Genomic DNA, 22,400 nt, shown 5'->3' with positions numbered 1-22,400 from the left:
CGTTATTTCACCGGAGGTTTTTTCACGCCTTTCTTGCCCTTGGCAGGTTTGCGCACTGGACTCGCAACCTTGGCGACGGGGTCAGGGGCCACTGCGGTTTTTTCCTGCTTGATTGGCTTGGGGATTACCGCTGGGGTTTTCTGTTTGATTGGCTCTGGGGTTACCGCCGGGGCTTTCTGCTTGATTGGCTCAGGGATGACCACTGGGGCTTCCTGCTTGACCGTCTCTGGAGCTATCGCCGGGACTTTCTCTTCGATGGCATCGGCTTCACCGGGTGGTTGGGTCAGGCTGAAACCCGGCAGCGGCACGTCCAGCAGCGTGTGCAGCTCACACCAGAATGGGTTGTCTGCGCCGCTGGTCAGCAGTTCCGGCAGCAAATTGGCGACGGCCGCCAGCACTTGCTGGCGCTCTTCGACCTCGGCAAGCATCAAGGGCAGGCTGTGCAGGCTTTCTTGCGGATGGGTGGCGACCAGCAGTTTTTGCAGGCGCAGGGTTTCGCGCAAATCAAGCGGTTTGGCACTGTAGTCCTGGAGCAGCACCTGCAGTTGCAGGATCAATTTTTCGACGCTTTCCTTGCCCGACGTGTCGCTGTCGCGGCCCAGCAGGAACAGGATCCGTATCAAGGCTTCCATCAGACCGCCAAGGGGCAGGGCATCCTGCAGGCGCTCGATCAGGACCTTGTCGTGCTGCTCGGCATGTTCCTGCAAATTTCGCCCGGGTGCATTGCCGGTGAGGCTATTGAGTACGCCATACACGCCGTAGAAACACATTTCCTGAGCCGCATCGCGCAGATCCCGATAGCCGTTCAAGGCGTCCTGCACCTGGTTGGAAAACAGTTCCTGCCAGACCAGCAACGGGTTGTTCTGGCTGGCGGGGTGGCGATCCTTGCTCACTTGGGCGGCACTGCCTGCCAGCCACCACAGCGCCGGGTTCAAACTGCTCCAGGCCACTTGCTGCTGATGGAAAGGGTGCGCCCGGCGCAACATTTCGGCGCTTGGTTCGTTGATCAGCTGACGCAACCACGGGCGTATGAATTCGTCGTACACACTGTTGTTGATATCGGACGCGCGCTGGACCAGCGCAAATTCGCGATCGTCATCACGGGGCGGCTGCACCTGGCCATGGATGTCGGCGATACGCCGGGGCTCGAAACGCACGGCATACGGCGTCGCCGAATTCTCCGGCAGGTCTTCGATCAGCATTTCATACAGCCCGGCTGACAGCGCATTGATCGCATCGACTGCACCGAGCAATTCACGGTGCTCGCGCCGCGCCACTTCACCGGACACGAAGATGCCCAGGTGACCGATGCTCGCGTGCCGCAGGTACACGATGGTGCGTCCGGCATTTTGCAACGCGAGATCGCTTGGATAGACGTCGGAGATCCAGTCCAGTGCCTGTTGCGGGGGGGTGATGTTGTCGCCATACGAGCAGAACACCACCACCGGCACTTCAATCAGTTTGAGGTCAAGCCCGCTACTCTTGCGACCGAGGCCGCCGGACAGCCGATTGCCGATGAACAGGTCGTCGACAATCATCTCGATCTCTTCGCCATTGAGCAGGGTCGGGCTGCCCCACCAGCGTTCGAAATCCAGAAAGCGTGCGGCCTCGCTGTCGACTTCGCTGAACAGGTGGTAGTACTTGCCCCAATAGGTGTTGGCCGGGTCCAGGTTTTCAAAATTGCTGACCAGCCAGGTGCCGTCGAAACGCTCATTACCGAGGTCGCTCCCCAGGCGCGCCATCCAGCCACCTCCCAGCAAACCACCGGTGTAGCGCATCGGATTGCGACCATTGACACCGGCCCAGTACGACAACGGCGCACCATTGACAATGATCAGCCCTGGCAGCTCCGGCCGGGTGGCGGCCAGGCCCATTAACGCCCAGCCCGCCTGGCAGTTGCCGATTACCACGGGTTTGGTGCTGTCGGGATGTCGGGCGCTGACGACTTCGATGAACCGCGCCTGGGCTTCTGTGATATCGGCGAGGGTTTGCCCAGGGCGTGGCGAGTGACTGAAGGAGACAAAGTAGGTGGGGTGGCCGGCTCTCAAACTTTCGCCGATAACCGAATCCTGTTTGAACCCGCCGATCCCCGAGCCGTGACCGCCGCGGGGGTCAATGATGATCACCGGCTGTTTTTTGCTGTCGATCTGTTGACCGGGGCCGCCGAGGATTTGCAACAACGAATAGTTGACCGGGCGGGGCAGGTCTTCACCGGCGACCAGCGTTTCATGATTGAACTTGAGCAGCAGCGGATACCCGGCGCGCTCGTGGGCCAGGGTGTTGTCGCCGCGCTGACGCAAGGTATCCCAGAACAACACGCTGCGTTGTCCGAGGTCCGTGAAGTATTCCTGCCAGTCAGCGGGCGTCGGCTGTCTGAGTTGCCCAAGGCTTAAAGGCGCGAAGGTTTTCGCCTGGCGCTTCTGCACGGCGTCGAGGACGTTACGGGTATTAAGTCGTTGCAGATGATTGAGGTGCTCGAACAAGCCGGCGGGTTCGGAGAGCTTTTCATCTTGCAGCGCAATATTAACTTCCTGACCCATTGTGATCTCCTGACGCTATGCATGAGAACCTGCGCATCTGAACCCTTTAGCTAAAGAGGGCTAGGCTGGCCGTTCGACAGACTGGAGTTTATAGCGAATAGGGAGGGCATGAGCAAAGTTTATTTTGCGCCGCACAAAAATAGACGTTGCCAAATAATTTTGTGCACTGCAATATCAAGGCTAACGCGATGACTGGCCGGATCGCTATCGCGTCCTCAGGCCCATCAGGGCCTTCCAGTACCAGGAGATTCAAGCATGTCTTTTTTCAATTCGGAAAAACTGCAAACCGCTCAGAAAGCCAACCTCGATCTTTTGCAGCAAATCAGCGGCAAAGTCTTCGCCAGCGTTGAACAGCTCAGCCAGTTGCAGTTCAAGGCACTGCGCGACTCCACCGAAGAGCACTTCGAAGGTGTTCGCAAGCTGCTGGCCGTCCGTGATCCACAAGGTTTCGCCGAGCTTCAGGCTTCTTTCACCCAGCCGAGTGCACAGACTGAACGTCTGGCTGAATTCAACCGTCAGGTCCAAGCGCTGATTGTCGGTACTCAGTCGGACATCGCCAAACTGACCTCGAGTCAAGTCGAAGCGGGCACCCAACAGGTGCAAGAGTTCGTTGAAGCCATCAGCAAGAATGCACCGGCCGGCTCCGAGCCTGTTGTGGCAGCGTTCAAGTCGAGCCTGGCGAATGCCGGTACTGTGTTCGAAAGCGCACAGAAAGCCGTAAAACAGGCTGCCGATGTGGCTCAGAGCAGTTTCGACGCAGCGACTGCCGCAGCCACCAAAGCGGCTCCAGAAGCAAGCGCCAAGGCTACCAGCGGTAACAAGTAAGTCGTATTAGATCAGCGGCACCAATGGCGATGGGTTCATTCCCCTATCGCCATTTTTTTTGTGCCGCGAAAACCTTGGCGGGGCGGCTCCGGCTCACGCTGATACCAGTCGTCTGATCCAGTCCAGCAGAACGCTGGGCAACAGTTCTGGTCTGTGCAGCAAGGCGTATTGCCTCGCTCCGAATACCGCTGGCAGGTAATTCGCCGCCTGGCGGTCGATGGTCAAACAGAAGGGATAGATGCCTTGGAGCTTGGCTTCAGTCACGGCCTGATGCAGGTCTTCCACACCATAGCGGCCTTCGTACTGGTCAACATCGTTCGGCTTGCCGTCGGAGAGCAGTAACAAGAGACGGTGCGTGGCGGCTTCGCGCATCAGCAATGTGCTGGCGTGGCGCAGGGCGGCACCGGCCCGGGTATAGCGTTCCGGTTCGAGGGCGGCAATGCGCCGACCGACTTCATCGCTGTAGCGCTCATCGAATGCTTTCAGGGTGCGGATCGTGACCCGCTGCGGCCCTTCGCCGGAAAACGCCAGCACGCTATAAGGCTCGCCCAGGCTCTCCAGCGCCAGACAGACCAGCAGCAACGCCTCGCGCTCGACATCAATGACCCGGCGATGGCAGGACAGCCAGCTGTCAGTGGAGCCGCTGACGTCGATCAGCAACATGATCGCCATGTCGCGCCGGCCACGGCGCTGGGTCTGATACAGCGCCTGCGGCATGCTCAGACCCACGCGGGCCTCGGCGCAACCGTCGATATACGCCTCCAGATCGATATCGTCGCCCTCCCATTGTTTGCGCAGCCTGACGCGTTGGGCCCACAGACTTTCAAATTGCCGGCGGATGGCATCGAGCACCGGACGGTGGGTGTCGAGGGTTCGCTCGACCCACTGCTGCGGGCCTTCCGGGGCGGGACACAGTTGCAGGGTCGCACCCGGATCACGGTAGACCTGGCGGCGGTAATCCCATTCGGGGTAGCTGATTGCGTTGTTGGCGAGATCCTGTGCACCGTGCCGAGCGCGGGTCTGTGGCGGGCCGTCGGACAGCAGCACTTCTTTCGGGCGACCTGCCGCGATCACCAGTCGGGCTTCGTTGAGTTCGGACAATGACTCGGCAAAATCAGCCGCCGGGGTGTCGGTATCCCGGTCGGCAGGGCGCTGCATCCCCATGGGATCTTCGGCCTTTTCCAGCGGTTCGGCGGGTTGCACCATCCACGGGCCTTGTTCCTGATCGTCGTCCTCGTCGGCACAGGCTTCACGCACAGTGGGCTGACGTGCGAGGCGGGCGCTGCGTGGCAGGGTATCGGCGGTGTCGATTTCGCCGGGCAGGGGCGACACCTTCTGGCCCGCCGACGGCTCGCGCAGATCGCCGGTCCAGGCATCGAGCAGCAACAGATGAGCGCCCAGCCTGTGAGATTCGTCGACGGACAGGAGACTTCTTGCGAGGTTTTCTGACTGTTGCACCGAGTCGTCCGCTTTGGCGGGTATCTCCAGCCCTTCCAGAGGCGTGCCGCATTCGCTGCGCAGCAGTAAACGAAGGAAATTTTCCAGGGGTTGTCGCGGGTTGGGAAAGGCGTGAAGTGGCGGGCGGGTCGCCAAGGCATGTTGGCGTAAGCCATGGATCGATGGCGCCAACCCCGGCAACAGTCGCACTAAATCCGTATCGGCAGCCCAGGCTTCCAGAAGCAGATAGACGCTGCGCTGCATCGGGTTGTCGAGGGCTGACAGGGCGCTGGCACTGCCTCGTCGGGCACGCATCGCCTGTTGCAAGGCCAGGGTTTTATAGCGTTGCAGCGTGAGCGGATCCTCGTTACTGCCCAAGTCCTCCGGCAGCCATATCGTCACGCCATCGGTCGCCGGGACGGCGTTTTGCCGACACGGCTTTTCATGACGCAGCAAAAGCTTTTTCAGGAACGTAGGGGGCGAGGGTGGTTGCGCGACACGCAGCGAATAGTGGGTGTCGAACACGGCCTTGATCAGTAAATCGAGGTGTTGTGCGACATCCCCGAGGGTGACGACTTTTGCGGTGTCCGAAGGTGCCCGGTGACGACGCCACAACGCCTGCGCATACACCGTAGCGTGGCGTGCGACGTCGGTGATGAGGTCCTCGGCTTCAGCCATCTAGATAAACGTCAGGTCGACGAGGTCGCGCATGGCAGCGACCAGCACCGCGTCATCGGACAGCGGCAAGATCAACGCGACCCGGCAGGCGATGGGCGCAGCAATGCCGCGGGAAATCAGCCGTGCAGTGGCAATCAGCAGACGGGTGCTGGGGACTTCCGCCAGGCCCCGGTCCTGCAAGGCGCGTAGCCGCTGGGCGAGGGTGACCAGGGCGTGCGCGGTGGCGTAGTCGGTGCCACCCTCATGGATGACGATGGCGATTTCGCGCTCGGCCGGCGGGAAGTCAAAATCCAGTGCCACAAAGCGCTGTCGGGTACTCGGCTTCAAATCCTTGAGTATTCGTTGGTAGCCGGGGTTGTAGGACACCACCAGCTGAAAGTGTGGCGAGGCTTCGAGGGTCTCGCCGATTTTGTCCAGCGGCAGAATCCGTCGGTGGTCGGTCAGCGGGTGCAGGACGACAATCGTGTCTTGCCGCGCTTCGACCACTTCGTCCAGGTAACAGATAGCGCCTTCGCGCACGGCTCGGGTCAGCGGGCCTTCCGTCCAATGGGTACCCTGATGTCCGATCAGGAAGCGCCCGACCAGGTCGCTGGCACTCAGATCGTCATGGCAGGAAATTGTGATCAGCGGGCGTTTGAGACGCCACGCCATGTGTTCGACAAAACGGGTTTTGCCACAACCGGTAGGTCCTTTGAGCATGACGGCCAGTTGCTGCGCATGGCATTGCTCGAAAATCGCCACCTCGTCGCCGCTGGGCTGGTAATAGGGTTCAGCTTGCAGCGACGCGGGTTCGACGTGCATCAGCGAACGTTCCATCACAGCGCCGCGCCCGAGGCTTGAGGTGTGGCCAGGACCGGATCGGCTTCATCGACATTGAAGTCCGGCGCTTGGCGGAAAAATTCGAAGATGAACAGCCCCGCACCCAGGCTGAACATCGACGCCGTCGCCACCAGCATCAGGAAGTGCACCTGAATTTTCAGCTGCACGTCCAGGTAGCCCAGGCCGAGAATGCGCTCCAGGTACACCTGCCCAATGCCCGCCGTGGCAAATGACAGGGTCATGCCGAACATTCCGCCCAACTGCAGCCAGAACGCCCAGTAACCGATACTGCTTTCCTCCACCGGACGACGGGTCATGCCGGGCAACGCATAGGTGATCATCGCCAGGACAATCATGGCGTAGGCGCCATAGAAGGCCGCATGGCCATGCATCGCGGTAATCAGGGTGCCGTGGGTCCACTTGTTGACGTCGGGGAAGGTGTGAGCCAACCCCAGCAGACCGGCGCCGAACATGGTGGACACCGCGCTGCCCAAGGTCCAGTGCAAGGCCAGTTTGTTGGGGTGAGAGAGGCCGGAGCGGCGCATCGCGTTGTAGGCATAGATCGCCATGCCGATCAGCGCCATCGGCTCAAGTGCACTGAAAAAACCGCCCAGTGGCAGCCAGTAATGAGGAACGCCGATCCAGTAATAATGGTGTGCGGTGCCCAGAATGCCGGCAATGAACACCAGGCCGACGATGACGTACAGCCACTTCTCCATCACCTCGCGGTCAGCGCCGGACAGCCGGATCAGCAGATAGGCAAGGAAGCCGCCCTGGATCATCTCCCAAACACCTTCGACCCACAGGTGGATCGTCCACCAGCGGTAATAGATCGACACCACGTAATTTTCATAATGCAGCAGCGCCGGCAGAAAGAGCACGGCGGCGCTGGCCAGGCCCAGCAGCAGGACGCCCTCGGTGGCGGTGAAACGACCGGCCTTCTTGATCGTCATGCCGATGTTGTAGAGGAACATCAGCATGCAAATCACGATCACGATCTTGTGGGGCAGTGGCTGTTCGAGCAGCTTGTTCCCGGTGCCATAGCCGAACAGGTAGCCAAGAACGGCGGTGACGCCCATGGCCGTCCACAACCCGAGTTGGATGTAAGCCAGTTTGGTGCTGTGCAACTCGCCACGGGATTCGTCCGGCACCATCCAGTAAGTCGCGCCCATGAACCCGGTGAGCACCCAGACGATCAACAGGTTGGTGTGAATGGACTTGGTGACATCGAATGGCAAGAGGTTCAGCAGCGGATCCGGCCCGAGGTATTTGGCCGCCGAGAGCAGGCCGAAGACCAGTTGCAGGCCAAACAGCACCATGGCAACGGCGAAATACCAGTAGGCGACGGATTGAGATCTGTAGCGCATGGTCATCCCCTTCGGTTACTGGAACGACGCCAGATAGGCGACCAGTTGATCGATCTGTTCGGGCGTCAGCGATTTGGCGAAGGTGTCCGGCATGAAGGACATACCGTTGGCGGAAAACATGTCGCCCGGATGCAGGTAAACACTCGGCGTGACGATGGATTCGCGGATGAAGCCTTCGGCGTCCTTGGCCTTGCCTTTGTAGTCAGGCGAGGCGATGACCTGCTTGGCCCGACTGGCCACCCCGGCCAGGGACGGACCGGCGAGGTTGACGCCCGGCGCAATCGAGTGGCAAGCGCTACACACCGGGGTTGCGGTTGTTCGAAACAGCGCCTCGCCCAGGGCGATCGGGTCTTCCTTGCCGGACACCGGGCGGGCGGCGGGGGGTGGTTGGTCGCCGCCGGTGGCATTCTGCTGTGCCACGGTAAGGTCCATGCCGGGGATCGACGCACCGGTCACCAGAATCGGGCGCGGTGGCCAGCCTTGATTGTCGACCTTGCTCACCCAGTCGAGGAAGGTGATCAAATCGGCGATTTCCTCATCGCCGAGTTTCAGGTTCGGCATCAGACGCCGATGGCGTTTCTCGTCATAAAACTTTGAGGGGTCTTTGAGGAACGCAGTGAGATACGGGGCGCCGCGCTGCTGGGTGATTTTCGTCAGGTCCGGGGCGTAATAAGCACCCTCGCCGAACAGGGTGTGGCAATTGATGCAATTGTATTGATGCCAGACATCCTTGCCGCGAGTCACCTGCGGCGTGATCTGTTGGGCATTGGTCAGTGTGGGAAACTGCCGGTGACTATCAACGGTCATGCCCAGAAACACCACGGTAGCAATAGCAGTGGATATCAGCGCGAATGAGCGTGTCTGGCGTTTGTTCATTGCGAACTCCCTATACGCCGATACCGGTCCAATAGGTGATGCCGATCACTCCGGCATAGACGACCGCGCTGGCCATCAGCACGAGCACTGCATAGCTGACGAGCTTCAAGACTTTGTGCACGACTGCCTCCCAATGTGAAAGTGCAGGTGGAAAGTGCCTGGTCATTCGCGTTATGCATTAAGTATTAATGCGTGCGAAAGAGCGTTAGCCCGTTGCGCTGACGATTGCTTGAGGTCTGCATTCGAACAGCTGCGAACAGGCGCTAAAGATTGACGACTTCACCAAGCCTTGCGTTTAAGTGCCGTGGTTCAGTGGGGGAGGCAGGATGACTGTGAGCCTAGTAGACGTCGCACGACTGTCAATGACTCGGGAGTACTTCATTCACCGTCTTTTTTCTTTCCGCCATCAGTGTCTGGCTTGCCGCCGAACATGCCAAACAGGTTCTGGGTATTGAGATACAACGCCTTCGACTGGTCGACATATTGGCGCATCAGGTCCTGCATCACCGGGGCCTGTTGATGCATGAAGTCGCTCCAGGCCTCGGACGACTGGGCGCCGGTCTGGGACTGGATGTCGATGACTGTCTGGATGCTTTTATCCAGGTAGCTGCCGAGAACGCCCTGATAAGGGCCGTAGAACTGGATAACCCCCAGCAGCATTTCGGTGGTGAAGATGGGCTCACCGCCGCTTTCGGCTTCCAGAATCACTTGCAGCAGGATGCTGCGCGTCAGGTCCTCGCCGCTCTTGGCATCGACCACCTGAAAGGCAATTTTGTCGACCACCAACTGGCGTATGTCCGCCAGCGTCAAATGACTGCTGGTGTGGGTGTCATACAGTCGGCGATTGGGGTACTTCTTGATCAGGCGGGGGGTGGTATCAGTCATGCGGGGCGTCTCGCGGCGGGCCTGGTTTGCAGGCATCTTAACCTACTCTGGCCACTGAAGCGGTTTGGTGTTGGGAGGGAGGGGCTAAGGGCAGAATCAAAAGATCGTCCGAACGCGGCCCGAACCTTCGGCAGCTCCTACAGAAGGAATGCGTACCCCGTAGGAGCTGCCGCAGGCTGCGATCTCTTGATCTACTTACCAGATCGGCAAGGTGTAGCTGACGATCAAACGGTTTTCATCCAGATCACTGCCGAAATTGGTCGAGCGCACCGTCGCGTTACGCCATTTCACCCCAACATTCTTCAGCGGCCCGCTCTGCACGACATAACCGATGTCGGTATCACGCTCCCATTCCTTGCCTTCCGTACGATTGCCGCCCAGATCGATATTGTCGCCGGTGAGGTAGCGGGTCATGAACGTCAGCCCCGGAACGCCAATGGCCGCAAAGTTGTAGTCGTAGCGAGCCTGCCAGGATTTTTCGTCCTTGCTGGCGAAGTCGCCGATCTGCACGAAGTTCACCAGGAAGGCATCGGTGCCGTTGACGTAGGCGTAGCCGGTGTCACCGCTCATGCCTTGATAACCCAGGCCCAACGCATGCCCGCCGAGGTTGTAGGTGAACATCGCGCCAATGGCATTGTTATCGACATTGCTGCCGCCATCATCCGTGGAGCGGGCGAAGCGCAGGTCCGTCTTCAGCGACTGGCCGGTTGTGACCGGCAACACGTAGGTCAGGTTGACCAAGTGCTGGCTGTAGAAGTTGTCGAGATGGCCGTAGCTGTAGCCGGTGGCGAGGTTGCTCGTCCATTTGTAGTTCAGGCTGGCGAAATCGAAGCTGTCGCTATCGACATGACGCGTCGTGATGCCCTTGGCGCCGGTCCGGGTGATGCCCATGTCCTCGTAGTCCGAGGAGTCGCGCTGATTGACCTGGGTCAGTCGCCCGGCATCCACTGTCAGGCCTTCGAGTTCCAGCGACGTCAACTGACCGCCCTTGAAGGTTTGTGGCAACAGCCGTGAATCGTTGGCCAGTATCGTCGGCAGTTTCGGCAGCAGCGTGCCGAGTTTCAGCGTGCTTTTTGAGGCCCGCACTTTGGCGGTCAGGCCCAGTTCGCCGTACTCGTCCTGAGCACCTTTGCTCGTGTCGCGGTGGCGCTTGAGCAGGCCGGAGCCTGCGCGATCAGGGCTGGAGTCGAGCTTGACGCCGACCAGTCCAATGGCATCGAAACCGACACCGATCAAACCGTCGGTGAATCCCGATTCATAGCGCAGCAGGAAGCCCTGTGCCCATTCCTCTTGTTTGGATTGGGCGGCGTTGTCCTGGCGATAGTCACGGTTGAAATAGAAGTTGCGCAGCTCAAGGCTGGCCTTGCTGTCTTTGACAAAGTCAGCAGCGGCGGGGGCCGAGAGGCTGATGACGCCGCCGGCCAGCAACAGTCGGGTAGCGAGGGTGCGGGTATTGCGGTCCATGGTGAAGCCCCTTTTGTTTTTATTATGAAAAGACAGGTCCTGCGGCCCTCGCCAGGTGGGCGAGGGCTTATCGATAAAAAAACGCGAACGCCGAAAAGATAGGAGCGTGGCGCCGCGTGCGGTTCAATCGTTAGAACTGTTCGGCACTCAGGCCAAACAAGGAGGCACTGCCCGCACGAATGGATTGCTCCAGACTCAAAACGCGCGGCAGCAGGCGGTGGATATAGAAGTCGGCGGTGGCGATTTTCGCGCCATAAAACCCTTCGTCTTCGTGCAGCTTTTGCTTGGCAACCTGTGCCATGCGCGCCCAAAGCCAGGCGTAGGCGACGTAGCCGAACAGGTGCAAATACTCCACCGAAGCGGCACCGATTTCGTTGCGGTTGGTCGTGGCCTGATCCTGCAGCCAGTCGCTCAGGTCTTCCAGACGCTGTACGGCATCGAACAGTTGAGCGGCGTAGGGCGCGTCAGGCTGATGGGCGAAATGTCGGATCTCAGCGGTGAACTGGCGCAGCGCGAAGCCCTTGTCGGCGAGTACTTTGCGTCCGAGCAGGTCCAGGGCCTGAATGCCGTTGGTGCCTTCGTAGATCTGCGCGATGCGCACGTCACGGACCAATTGTTCCTGGCCCCATTCACGGATATAGCCATGGCCGCCGAACACTTGCTGGCCGTTGATGCAGCTTTCCAGGCCGGTGTCGGTGAAGAATGCCTTAGCCACCGGCGTCAGCAGCGCGATCAGGGTTTGCGCGCTGTCGCGCTCCTTGGCGTCATCGGAAAACTTCGCCAGGTCCAGTTGCTGCCCGACATAGCTGGCAAACGCACGGCCGCCCTCGGTCATGGCTTTCATGCTCAGCAGCATGCGGCGCACATCGGGGTGGACGATGATCGGGTCAGCCACTTTGTCCGGAGCAATAGCACCGCTCGGCGCGCGGCTCTGTACACGTTCGCGTGCATAGGCGACGGCGCTCTGATAGGACGCTTCGGCGCAGCCAATGCCTTGAATGCCGATGGACAGGCGTTCGTAATTCATCATGGTGAACATCGCCGCCAGGCCTTTGTTGGCTTCGCCGACCAGCCAGCCGCTGGCGCCGTCGAAGTTCATCACACAGGTGGCCGAGGCCTTGATGCCCATTTTGTGTTCGATCGATCCGCAACTCACGGCGTTGGCATCGCCGAGGGAACCGTCGGCATTGACCAGTACTTTGGGCACTACGAACAGTGAGATGCCTTTCGGCCCCGCCGGTGCGTCCGGCAGTTTGGCCAGCACCAGATGGACAATGTTTTCGGTCAGGTCCTGATCGCCACCGGTGATGAAGATCTTGCTGCCGGTGATGCTGAAGCTGCCGTCGGCCTGAGGTTCGGCGCGGGTGCGGATAATCCCCAGATCGGTGCCGGCGTGGGCCTCGGTCAGGCACATGGAACCGGCCCAGCGGCCTTCGTACATCGGCGGCAGGTAGAGGTTTTTCAGGGTGTCGCTGGCGTGGGCATCCAGTGCCAGGCAGGCACCGGAACTCAACGCTGAATACAGGGCGAAACTGGAGTTGGCGCCGTAGAGCATTTCTTCGAACTGCACGGCGAGCATCTTCGGCATGCCCATGCCGCCGAAATCGGCATTACCGGAAAGACCCACCCAGCCGCCTTCGATGTAGGTGGCATAAGCCTGTTTGAAACCGATTGGCGTGCTGACCTGGCCATCGACCCACTGGGCGCCTTCCTCGTCGCCGCTGCGATTCAATGGCGCAATCAGGTGCGAGGTGACTTTGGCCGCCTCCTCAAGAATGGCGTCAGCGGTGGCGGCATCGACACTGTCAGCTAGGGCTGGCAGGCGTGCCCACAGGGCCGGGGCGTCGAACACTTCATGCAGCACAAAGCGCATGTCGCGCAGCGGGGCGTTGAATTCGGGCATAACGTAAACCTCAAAAGGTTGTGCGATGGGCACGGCGCCGCTTTAGCAGGCCGTGCCCTCTCTATCAATGGCTGGAAGCGCTGGCGGCACCGAGGCCGGTCTGGGCGCGAACGAACTGGTCGGCGTAAGCGTCACGCTCTTTGTCGGCCCGCACGCTGCGGTCGAGTTTCGACACCACGACGATCACGAAGAACGCCAGCGGCATGGAGAACAGCGCCGGGTGGTCGTACGGGAAGATCGCGTGAGCATGGCCGAGCACGGTGACCCAGACGGCTGGCGAGAGGATCACCAGCACCAGCGCACAGATCAGGCCGGCGAAACCGCCGATGATCGCGCCTTTGGTGGTCAGGCCTTTCCAGTACATGGCCATGATCAGCACCGGGAAGTTGGTCGATGCGGCGATGCCGAAGGTCAGGCCCACCAGGAACGCGACGTTCATCTTCTCGAACAGAATGCCCAGCAGAATCGCGATGATGCCTAGGCCCACGGTGGCCATGCGGGTCACGCGCATTTCCTGTTTCTGGCTGGCTTTGCCTTTCTTGAACACCGTGGCGTAGAGATCGTGGGATATCGCCGAGGCACCGGCCAGGGCCAGCCCGGAGACCACCGCAAGAATGGTGGCGAAGGCCACGGCCGAGAGGAAACCGAAGAACAGGTTGCCACCGACCGCTTTGGCCAGGTGCATGGCGACCATGTTGCCGCCGCCAATCAAGGCGCCGCCGACTTCACCATTAACGTAGTACTGCGGGTCGGTGCCGATGATCACCATTGCGGCAAAGCCCAGGGTGCAGACAACAAGGAAGAAGAAACCGATGAAACCGGTGGCATAGAACACCGACTTACGCGCTTCCTTGGCGTTAGGCACGGTGAAGAAGCGCATCAGAATGTGCGGCAGACCGGCAATCCCGAACACCAGGCCCAGCGACATCGAAGCGGTGTTGATCGGGTCGGCGAGCATTGAACCGGGGCCCATGATGTTCCAGCCGCTGGCATGGGCTTCGACGGCTTTGGTGGCCAGGGTTTCGTAGCTGAAACCGAATTGCGACATGGCCATGAACGCCAGAGTCGTGCCGCCGGCAAGCAGCAACACAGCCTTGATGATCTGCACCCAAGTGGTGGCGATCATGCCGCCGAAGATCACGTACACCAACATCAATGCGCCGACGATCACCACGGCTACCGGGTAGTCGAGGCCGAACAGCAATTTGATCAACTGACCGGCACCGACCATCTGCACGATCAGGTAGCAGCACACCACCGTCAACGAACCAAACGCAGCGAAGATCCGCACTTTGTTCTGGTCCAGTCGATAGGACACGATGTCGGCAAAGGTGTAGCGCCCCAGGTTGCGCAGACGCTCGGCCATCAGGAAGGTGATGATCGGCCAGCCGACGAAGAAGCCGATGGTATAGATGAAGCCGTCGTAACCTTTGGCGAACACCAGGCTGGACAACCCCAGCAGCGTGGCGGCGGACATGTAGTCGCCGGCAATCGCCAGACCGTTCTGGAACCCGGTGATCCCACCGCCCGCGGTATAGAAGTCCGACGTGGATTTGGTTTGCCGCGCGGCCCACCAGGTGATGGCCAGCGTGCCCAGCACGAAGACGAAGAACATGCCGATCGCATGCAGGTTGAGCGGTTGTTTTTCCACCGCACCCAGCGCGGGTGCAGCCAGCACAACGGAGGCCGGCAAGAGCCCGGCAGCGGCGAGGAGAAGTTTACGGAGCAGGTTCATTACTTGCTCTCCTCAAGAATGGCGGCGCCCAGTGCATCGAAGCGCGTGTTGGCGCTGTAGACGTACCAACCGGTCAGTAGCCAGGAAAAAATGATGATCGCCGCGCCAACCGGCATGCCCAGGGTCAACATCCGATGCTCGGCGAGTGGCGCATGCAGCCACTGCGGGGCAAACGCCACCACCAGCATGAACGCGTAGTAAGTACCCAGCACCGCAGCACTGAGTGACCAGGCCAGGCGCGAACGACTGCTCACCAATTGAAGGAATTTCGGGTTGGACCGAATGCGTTCACAGCGTTGGGTATCGGTTGAATGGATGTCGATCATGGGTGGCTCCATCTTGTTGTTGTTATCGATGCTTTGGGTATTTAAGGGCAGAGCAGAGCCGAATCCGGCCTGCACGAGCCCGAAGCGGCCGGTAAAAACACCGGCCGCTTGACGGGTACAACGTGGATTCGGTTAGAGCGCTTTGGCCCTGTCGCGCAGAACGTACTTCTGAATCTTGCCGGTTGAAGTCTTCGGCAGCAGGGTGAAAACCACCGTGCGCGGGACTTTGAAACCGGCCAGGTGTTCGCGGCAGAAACTGATGATGTCGGCCTCGCGAACGTCCTGGTGATCAGCCTTCAACGTGATAAAAGCGCAGGGCGTTTCGCCCCACTTCTCATCGGGACGGGCGACGACGGCCGCTTCCATGACGGCTGGATGGCGATAGAGCACACCTTCCAGTTCGATGGTGGAAATGTTCTCGCCGCCGGAAATGATGATGTCCTTGAGCCGGTCCTTGATCTCGACGTACCCGTTCGGATGACACACCGCCAGGTCGCCGGTGTGGAACCAGCCGCCTTCGAACGCTTCGGCCGTGGCGGTCGGGTTCTTCAGGTAGCCCTTCATCACGGTGTTGCCGCGCATGAAGATTTCACCGATGGTCTGACCGTCCCGCGGGGTCGGCTCCAGTGTCTTCGAATCGCCGACCATCACGCCTTCGAGCGTCGGGTAGCGCACGCCTTGACGGGATTTGATCTGCGCCCGTTCGTCCAGCGGCAACTCATCCCATTCGGCATGCCAGGCGCAGAGCGTCACCGGGCCATAGGTTTCGGTCAGGCCATACACGTGGGTGACCTTGATGCCCATTTCTTCTACAGCACCGATCACTTTGGCCGGGGGCGCGGCACCGGCGACCATCGCGTTGACCGGGTGATCGATCGCCGCTTTAGCCGATTCCGGCATGTTGACCAAGGCATTGAGCACGATCGGCGCGGCGCACAGATGGGTGACCTGATGCTCGCGGATCAGCGTGAGGATTTTTTGTGGATCGACACGGCGCAGGAACACATGCACACCGGCCATGGCAGTGATGATCCACGGGTAGCACCAACCGTTGCAATGGAACATCGGCAGGGTCCAGAGGTACACCGGGTGGTTGCCCATGGCCCAGGTCATCTGGTTGCCCAACGAGTTCAGGTACGCACCGCGATGGTGGTACACCACGCCTTTGGGGTTGCCGGTGGTGCCTGAGGTGTAGTTCAGCGAGATGGCTTGCCATTCGTTCGCCGGCCACTGCCAGGCAAAAGCCGGGTCGCCTTCAGCCAACAGCGCTTCATAGTCCAGATCGCTGACAGCCTGGCCTTCACCGTATTCCGGGTCATTGACGTCGATGACCAGCGGCGGGTGATCCAGCATGCCGACCGCCGCGTGAATCACATCATGGAACTCGCGGTCGGTAATCAGCACCTTGGCTTCGCCATGTTGCAGCATGAAGGCGATGGCTTCGGCATCCAGACGCACGTTGAGCGGGTTGAGCACCGCGCCAATCATCGGCACGCCGAAATGCACTTCAAGCATCTCGGGAATGTTGGGCAGCATTACCGCCACCGTGTCGTTCTTGCCGATGCCGCGACCGGCCAGCGCCGAAGCCAGGCGGCGGCAGCGGGTGTAAGTCTGCGCCCAGGTGCGGCGGATAGAGCCATGGATGACGGCGGGGTAGTTGGGGTAAACGCTGGCGGTACGCTCGATGAAGCTGAGCGGAGACAAGGCAATATGATTGACAGCCGCAGGGCCTAGCCCTTGTTCATAGATCGACATGTACGGGTACTCGGTGGCTGATTGTTAGCTCTATAGGTGACCTTGCAGCGTCGCCGCTGAGGGCACCTTTTATGTCCGGCTTGCTTTATATAACATTCAGCTACTGATATGGAAGTACAACCTACGTCATATAGGATATGTACTACATTTTCTTCTAGCAGGTCTAAATGAATGCAGTGACACCGCCAAGGCCGGTATATCCTTGGCTTCCTCAACGAAGCGGACCTGTAATGACCCTGACTCCCGTTCGATTGCACAGCTGGTTGCGCCTGCAGCGCGAGGGTGTGTCTCTGGCCGCCCGGGCCGATGCGTTGTGCCGTGCGTTGCAGGAATGTCCCGAGGTGCACCGGGCGGTTTATCTGAGTTGGCAAGCCAATGCGCGGATTTACAGTCACGAGGGCGCCGCCCAGCATTTTCCGCCGGGGCTGGGCGACCCTTCGCTGGCCAGCGATCAGCGGCTGTTTGATCGGCTGGTCGAGGCGGGGCGGCTGGACCTGGCGCAAGTGCGGCAACTCGATTGCTGGTTGGCCGGCCGATTGCGTCGGGCCGCTATCAGCCATGGCCAGGTGTTTGATCTGGCCTTGCAACCGGGGCAACCGGGGTTGTTGCTGGTGGAAGTGTGCGAGGGCGTGAGTCTTGATTGGCTGGGTTGGGTGCAGGACTTGCTGACGACGTTGCTGAGCAGCGTCAATGGCATGCTGCGGGGCTCGCCGCTGTTGGGTCACGATCCGCAGCCGAGTCTGTTGCTCGATGCGCAGGGCCGGCCGCTGGAATTCAATGCCGCGCTGTTGGCACTGCTCGCCGAAAAGCCGCTGACCGATGTGCTGGGCTTTTTGCCGGTCAATCACCGGGTGCTGGTCCGTGCCTGCCTCGACCAGCAACGCGCTATCGAGGGAGTCGAAGCCCAGTTCGAAGCGCAAATATTGATCTGGACGTTTATCCCCGATCCCCAGGACAACCGTGTGCTCGCCCGTTGCCGCGATGCCACGGCACAAGTGCTGGCCGAGCGTGAAGCCGCCACGGCACGGCGGCTGTACAGGCTGATCATCGAGAACACCACTGACCTGATTTCCCGACACACACCGGACGGGCGCTTTCTGGATGCATCGCCCGCATCCTGGACATTGCTTGGCTACTGGCCGGAAGAGTTACGCGGGCAAATGGCCCAGGGCTTGTTCCATGGTCAGGACCTGGCCAGCCTGGTGCAGCGCGCGCGGGATGCTCTGGAGCAGGACGGTTATCACACGATGACCTATCGCATTCGTCATCGCGACGGGCATTACCTGTGGTTCGAAACCGCAAGCCGGGCGATTCGTGAAACCTACACCGGGACGGTGGTTGAAGTGGTCAGCGTGTCCCGGGACATTACCGCTCGGGTGCAAGCCGAGGAGAACAAGCGGCGTCTGGCGGAGGTGGTCGAGGCCAACACCGATCCGGTGTTGTTCATCGACTCCGAGGGGCAGGTCACTTATCTCAATCCTGCTGCTCGGCGCATCCTCGGGATCGACGAGCAGCAACCGATGCCGGCCCTGGCGACGTTGTTCGCCAGCGGCGACCTGACACGTCTGCAGCGTGATGGCTGGAGCAGCGCCGAACGCGACGGTGTCTGGAGCACCGATGCGCGATTGCAGCCACCGGGTGGCGGCACTTCAGTGCCGGTATCGCTGGTGTTGCTGGCGCACCGTTCGGCCGGCGGCGAGCGCTATTACTCCTTGGTGGCGCGGGACATGACCGAGCGTGAACTGCGTGAAGTGCAACAGCGCCGCCATCAGGACGAACTGGCGCACACCGCGCGGTTGGTCACCCTGGGTGAATTGGCCTCGGGCATCGCTCACGAAATCAACCAGCCGCTGGCGGCGGTGGTCAATTATGCCAATGCCAGCCAGCGCTATTTACAGACGCTGGATTCCAATCCCCAAGCCGCCGCCCGAGTGGCGCAGGGGCTGGAGCGCATTACCCATCACGCCACGCATGCTTCAGAAGTGATCAGACGTTTACGGGCGTTTCTGCGCAAGGGACAACGCCGGATGCAGGCCCTGAATTTCACCGATGTCGCCCGCGAGGCCGTGCGCTTGTGTGCCTGGGAAGCGAGCAATTGCCAAGTGACAATCGAGGATCGCCTGCCGGATAATCTGCCGCCGATTTATGCCGACCGGGTGCTGCTGGAGCAGGTGCTGCTCAATCTGTTGCGCAATGCCATCGATGCCAACCGCGAACAACATCCGGGGCAACCTTCCCTGATCGTGATGGCTGCGGGGCAGGGCGGTGGTGCCACCGTGGAAATCAGTGTGCAAGACCAGGGGCCAGGCGTCAGCGAGCCCGAACTGGAGCAGATATTTACCCCGTTCTATACCAGCAAGGCCGATGGCCTGGGGCTTGGCTTGTCCATGAGCCGCAGCATCATCGAAGGTTTCGGTGGCGAATTGCAGGCCCGACGCCAAGCTATCGGGCTGCTGATGTGCTGCCGCTTGCCGCTGGCCGGCCCAACAAAACAACAACAGGAATAACGTAATGGCAGGTGTGACGGAGCACGTGGTGTATGTGGTCGACGACGATCAAGGCATGCTCGACTCAACGGTCTGGTTATTGGAATCGGTAGGGCTCAAGGCCTTGCCGTTTACCAGTGGCGTGGAGTTTCTCAGTGCTTGTGATGCCACGCTCGATGCCTGCGTGCTGCTCGACGTTCGCATGCCCGGCATGGGCGGTTTGAACGTGCAGGAAGAAATGCGCGCACGTGAGCTGAACCTGCCGATCATCTTCGTCAGCGGGCACGCGGACGTGCCGATCGTGGTTCGCGCCTTCAAGGCGGGCGCCCATGACTTCATCGAGAAGCCCTATAACGAGCAATTGCTGCTGGACAGCGTGCAACAGGCGCTAAGCAACTGCGCAGCAAACCGCTCGGGCAATCAGGGTCATGAAGCCTTGCAGGCACGCTTGCTGACATTGACCCCACGGGAGCGCGATGTCTTGCTGCCGCTGGTTCAGGGGTACACCACCCGAGAGATCGCTGAGCAACTGGGCGTGAGCGCAAAAACCGTCGACCTGTATCGTTCGCGGGTGATGAAGCGCATGCAGGCCAATACCTTGCCGGACCTGGTGGGCATGGCCATTGCCGCTGAACTGGTCGATCCGCTGAAGCTGCGGTGATTGCTCGCGTTTTCCATTGAGCGACTATGCTGGGCTAACCCATCTCATCCCTCTGCAGCGATCTGCAAGGAGGCAGCAATGGTGCCCACCTCCAGCTCCGAGAAGGCGTTCACACGCAGTCTGCTCGATGTTTTGATCCGTGCCGGGCTGATTGCCGTACTGGTGCTGTTCTGCTTTGAGATCTTCAGCCCGTTCCGCGACCTCATGCTGTGGTCGCTGATCCTGGCGATCACCCTTTATCCACTGCAAGTGCGGCTCAAAGGGCCGTTGGGTCAGAAAGACGGCCGTATTGCGGCGCTGATTGTGCTGATCGCTATCATTGTGCTCATGGTGCCGATCTATCTGTTGGTCACCTCGATTGCCGATTCGGTCGCGCATGCCATGACCACCGTGAGGGACGGCAACTTCCATATTCCGCCACCCGCCGATTCAGTCGCTGACTGGCCGTTAGTGGGCAAGTCTGTTTCTGCTTTATGGCTGCAGGCCTCAACCGATCTTCCCGACCTGGCAGCGAAGTACCTGCCGCAGATAAAACATTTCAGCTTGAGTTTCCTGGGCAAACTGGCCGGCGTCGGCATGGGGTTCCTCACCTTTATCTTTGCATTGATCATCGCCGGCATTTTCATGGCCTATGGCGAGAGCGGCAGGCGCAGTGCGGTACAGATTGCTTCACGCGTCAGCGATCCGGGCAAGGGGTCGAAAATCGCCGAACTGTGTACCGCAACGATCCGTGCGGTCGCGCTGGGGGTGGTCGGCATCGCCTTCATCCAGATGCTGCTGGTGGGCATCGGATTCGTGATCAAGGGTGTCCCCGGCGCCGGTCTGCTCGCCTTGGCGGTGCTGCTGCTCGGCATCATGCAATTACCGGTGACGCTGATTACGCTGCCCGTGATTGCCTTTGTGTTCGCCACCGAAGGGGCCAGCACGGCGACCATCGTCTTCGCCATCTATGTGTTCGTTGCCGGCCTGGTGGATAACGTACTCAAGCCCTTGCTGCTGGGGCGCGGTGTCGATGTGCCGATGCCGGTGGTGTTGATCGGTGCGCTGGGCGGCATGGTCACCAGCGGTATCCTCGGTCTGTTCATCGGCCCGGTGGTGCTTGCGGTCGGCTATCAGTTGTTCTGGCAATGGGTGGAGGATCAGCCGCAGAACAGACCGGACGTCCCGCGGACGTTATGACTGCCCGGGCTTGCGCTAGCATGAAAGGTGTTCAGACACTCGCCCTGACATTGGCAGACGGGATCTTGCAGGGGCCGGAGGAGGCGTTTTGAAAACATTCCTGCTCGGGCCTAGCGCCTCAACGCTGAACATGTTGCGTCAAGCGTGCCTGCAACGCCGAGATGCGGTGCCGCCAACGTTAACCGAAAAAGCGCTCATCCCTGACATTCCAGATGCTCGCTACTGGCTGGACCAGGATCTGACCCCGTTCATTCGGGATGTGAGTCAAGCCAACCTTCGAGAGGCTGAGGCGCTCGCCAGCGCAGGGATGCCCAGTGACACCCTGCCGCTGGCAAGCATGTTGGCCGTTTCGGGGGGCGGCGACGCAGGTACATTCGCGGGGGGCATCATTGCGGGATGGACCCTGCATGGGTCTCGTCCCGTGTTCAAAGTCGTCACCGGCATTAGCGCTGGCGCCCTGGTGGCCCCGTTTGCCTACCTGGGGCCCCAGTACGACGGTGTCATTCTGGGTATCTGCAATGCAGTCGGTCCAAAAGACATTTTCCATCCGCGCAATATGCTGACCCGTCTTGCCAGCGATGGTATGGCGCACAGCAAGCCACTGTCGCGGCTGATTGCACAGCACGTCACTGCCGAGGTTCTTGCGGCGATCGCGTCGGAATACGCCAAAGGACGACTGCTGATGATCGGCACCACCGACCTTGATTCAGGACGCCCGGTCACCTGGAACATGGGCGCTATTGCCTCCAGCCAGGCACCGGGCGCGCTAGACCTGTTTCGCAACATCATGATCGCGTCGATGAGTATTCCCGGCGCCGTCTCACCCGTCATGATCGATGTGGAGGTTGACGGCCATCAGTTTCAGGAGATGCACGTGGACGGAGGCGTCTTGACTCAGGTGTTCCTTTACCCACCCGGCACCGTGATGGCGCTGAACCGCGTGTCCGGGGCGCGTTTGCGTGATGAACGGCACTTCTATGTCATTCGCAACGGCAAACTGGAGTTGCAGTGGTCCGGAACCAAGCGCCGCACCTTGAGCATCGGCGGTCGCGCCATCAGCGCATTGATCCAGACTCAGGGGATCAGCGATCTGGATCGCATTTACCGAATTGCACAGCAGGATGGGGCGGACTTCAATCTGGCGTACATCGGCTCCGATTTTGATATTTCTCGCAATCATAGATTTGATGGCGAGTACATGAAGCGCTTGTTCGATTACGCCTTTCAACTCANNGCGCGAAAGGGTATCCGTGGCATAAATCGCCGAGTACGTGAGAGAGGGCCGACGCTCTGCCTAATGCCAGTCAGTTAAGCCGTAACGCGATCTGTAGCAGCTGCCGAGCTTGCGAGGCTGCGTTCGGCTGCGTAGCAGTCGTAAAATCAGTCATTGCAGTACATCAGGCATACCGCGTCAGCCGGACTCACGACTGCTTCGCAGCCGAACGCAGCCTCGCGGGCTCGGCA

15 protein-coding genes and 1 pseudogene are annotated in these 22,400 nt (G+C 60.2%); 5 read left to right on the top strand and 11 right to left on the bottom strand.

Features of this window, described 5'->3' with window-relative positions; all coding sequences use genetic code 11:
• Positions 1-2: 2 nt before the first annotated feature.
• Complete coding sequence (locus E3W21_RS22445) at positions 3-2,540, bottom strand: DUF3141 domain-containing protein (RefSeq protein WP_134421888.1); 2,538 nt, start codon at positions 2,538-2,540, stop codon at positions 3-5.
• 255 nt (positions 2,541-2,795) lie between these two features.
• Between E3W21_RS22445 and phaP the strand changes: the two genes are divergently transcribed.
• A complete protein-coding gene (gene phaP / locus E3W21_RS22440) occupies positions 2,796-3,365 on the top strand; it encodes a TIGR01841 family phasin (protein ID WP_134421887.1) in 570 nt (189 codons plus the stop codon).
• 93 nt (positions 3,366-3,458) lie between these two features.
• Here the strand turns inward: phaP and E3W21_RS22435 are convergent, their stop codons facing one another.
• The 10 genes from E3W21_RS22435 to E3W21_RS22390 form a co-directional block, all read right to left on the bottom strand.
• Positions 3,459-5,480, bottom strand: coding sequence for a nitric oxide reductase activation protein NorD (locus E3W21_RS22435; protein WP_134421886.1), 2,022 nt, complete (start codon positions 5,478-5,480; stop codon positions 3,459-3,461).
• Positions 5,481-6,296 (bottom strand): CbbQ/NirQ/NorQ/GpvN family protein, encoded by an 816-nt coding sequence (locus tag E3W21_RS22430; protein ID WP_134421885.1) that lies wholly within the window; start codon positions 6,294-6,296, stop codon positions 5,481-5,483.
• Positions 6,296-7,666, bottom strand: coding sequence for a cbb3-type cytochrome c oxidase subunit I (locus tag E3W21_RS22425; protein ID WP_134421884.1), 1,371 nt, complete (start codon positions 7,664-7,666; stop codon positions 6,296-6,298). The genes E3W21_RS22430 and E3W21_RS22425 overlap by 1 nt, the downstream gene beginning before the upstream one ends.
• 15 nt (positions 7,667-7,681) lie before the next feature.
• Positions 7,682-8,542 (bottom strand): c-type cytochrome, encoded by an 861-nt coding sequence (locus tag E3W21_RS22420; protein ID WP_134421883.1) that lies wholly within the window; start codon positions 8,540-8,542, stop codon positions 7,682-7,684.
• 378 nt (positions 8,543-8,920) lie between these two features.
• A complete protein-coding gene (phaR, locus tag E3W21_RS22415; protein WP_134421882.1) occupies positions 8,921-9,463 on the bottom strand; it encodes a polyhydroxyalkanoate synthesis repressor PhaR in 543 nt (180 codons plus the stop codon).
• 159 nt (positions 9,464-9,622) lie between these two features.
• A complete protein-coding gene (locus E3W21_RS22410) occupies positions 9,623-10,891 on the bottom strand; it encodes an OprD family porin (RefSeq protein ID WP_134421881.1) in 1,269 nt (422 codons plus the stop codon).
• Positions 10,892-11,021: 130 nt separating this feature from the next.
• Positions 11,022-12,794 (bottom strand): acyl-CoA dehydrogenase C-terminal domain-containing protein, encoded by a 1,773-nt coding sequence (locus E3W21_RS22405; protein WP_134421880.1) that lies wholly within the window; start codon positions 12,792-12,794, stop codon positions 11,022-11,024.
• Between the two features lie 64 nt (positions 12,795-12,858).
• Positions 12,859-14,529 (bottom strand): cation acetate symporter, encoded by a 1,671-nt coding sequence (locus E3W21_RS22400; RefSeq protein WP_129444145.1) that lies wholly within the window; start codon positions 14,527-14,529, stop codon positions 12,859-12,861.
• The gene (locus tag E3W21_RS22395; RefSeq protein ID WP_008146418.1) at positions 14,529-14,855 is read right to left on the bottom strand and encodes a DUF485 domain-containing protein; all 327 of its coding nucleotides are present in this window, start codon (positions 14,853-14,855) and stop codon (positions 14,529-14,531) included. The genes E3W21_RS22400 and E3W21_RS22395 overlap by 1 nt, the downstream gene beginning before the upstream one ends.
• Positions 14,856-14,987: 132 nt before the next feature.
• On the bottom strand, positions 14,988-16,610 hold the full coding sequence (locus tag E3W21_RS22390) for an acyl-CoA synthetase (protein ID WP_134421879.1): 1,623 nt from the start codon (positions 16,608-16,610) through the stop codon (positions 14,988-14,990).
• A 230-nt stretch (positions 16,611-16,840) separates the two neighbouring features.
• On the opposite strand from E3W21_RS22390, the gene E3W21_RS22385 reads away from it, so the two are divergent.
• The 4 genes and pseudogenes from E3W21_RS22385 (at position 16,841) to E3W21_RS22370 (ending at position 22,211) form a co-directional block, all read left to right on the top strand.
• Positions 16,841-19,117: a PAS domain S-box protein gene (locus E3W21_RS22385; RefSeq protein ID WP_134421878.1), complete on the top strand. Its 2,277-nt coding sequence runs from the start codon at positions 16,841-16,843 to the stop codon at positions 19,115-19,117.
• A gap of 4 nt (positions 19,118-19,121) precedes the next feature.
• Positions 19,122-19,757 (top strand): response regulator transcription factor, encoded by a 636-nt coding sequence (locus E3W21_RS22380; RefSeq protein ID WP_134421877.1) that lies wholly within the window; start codon positions 19,122-19,124, stop codon positions 19,755-19,757.
• 78 nt (positions 19,758-19,835) lie between these two features.
• The gene (locus E3W21_RS22375) at positions 19,836-20,936 is read left to right on the top strand and encodes an AI-2E family transporter (protein WP_134421876.1); all 1,101 of its coding nucleotides are present in this window, start codon (positions 19,836-19,838) and stop codon (positions 20,934-20,936) included.
• Between the two features lie 88 nt (positions 20,937-21,024).
• Positions 21,025-22,211, top strand: a pseudogene (locus E3W21_RS22370) (patatin-like phospholipase family protein).
• The last annotated feature ends 189 nt before the right edge of the window (positions 22,212-22,400 follow it).

Source organism: Pseudomonas sp. F01002 (assembly GCF_004402115.1).
GTDB lineage: Bacteria > Pseudomonadota > Gammaproteobacteria > Pseudomonadales > Pseudomonadaceae > Aquipseudomonas > Aquipseudomonas frigoris.
Note: the sequence above shows the minus strand (reverse complement) of the source record. Positions and strands in the feature narration are given on the sequence as shown.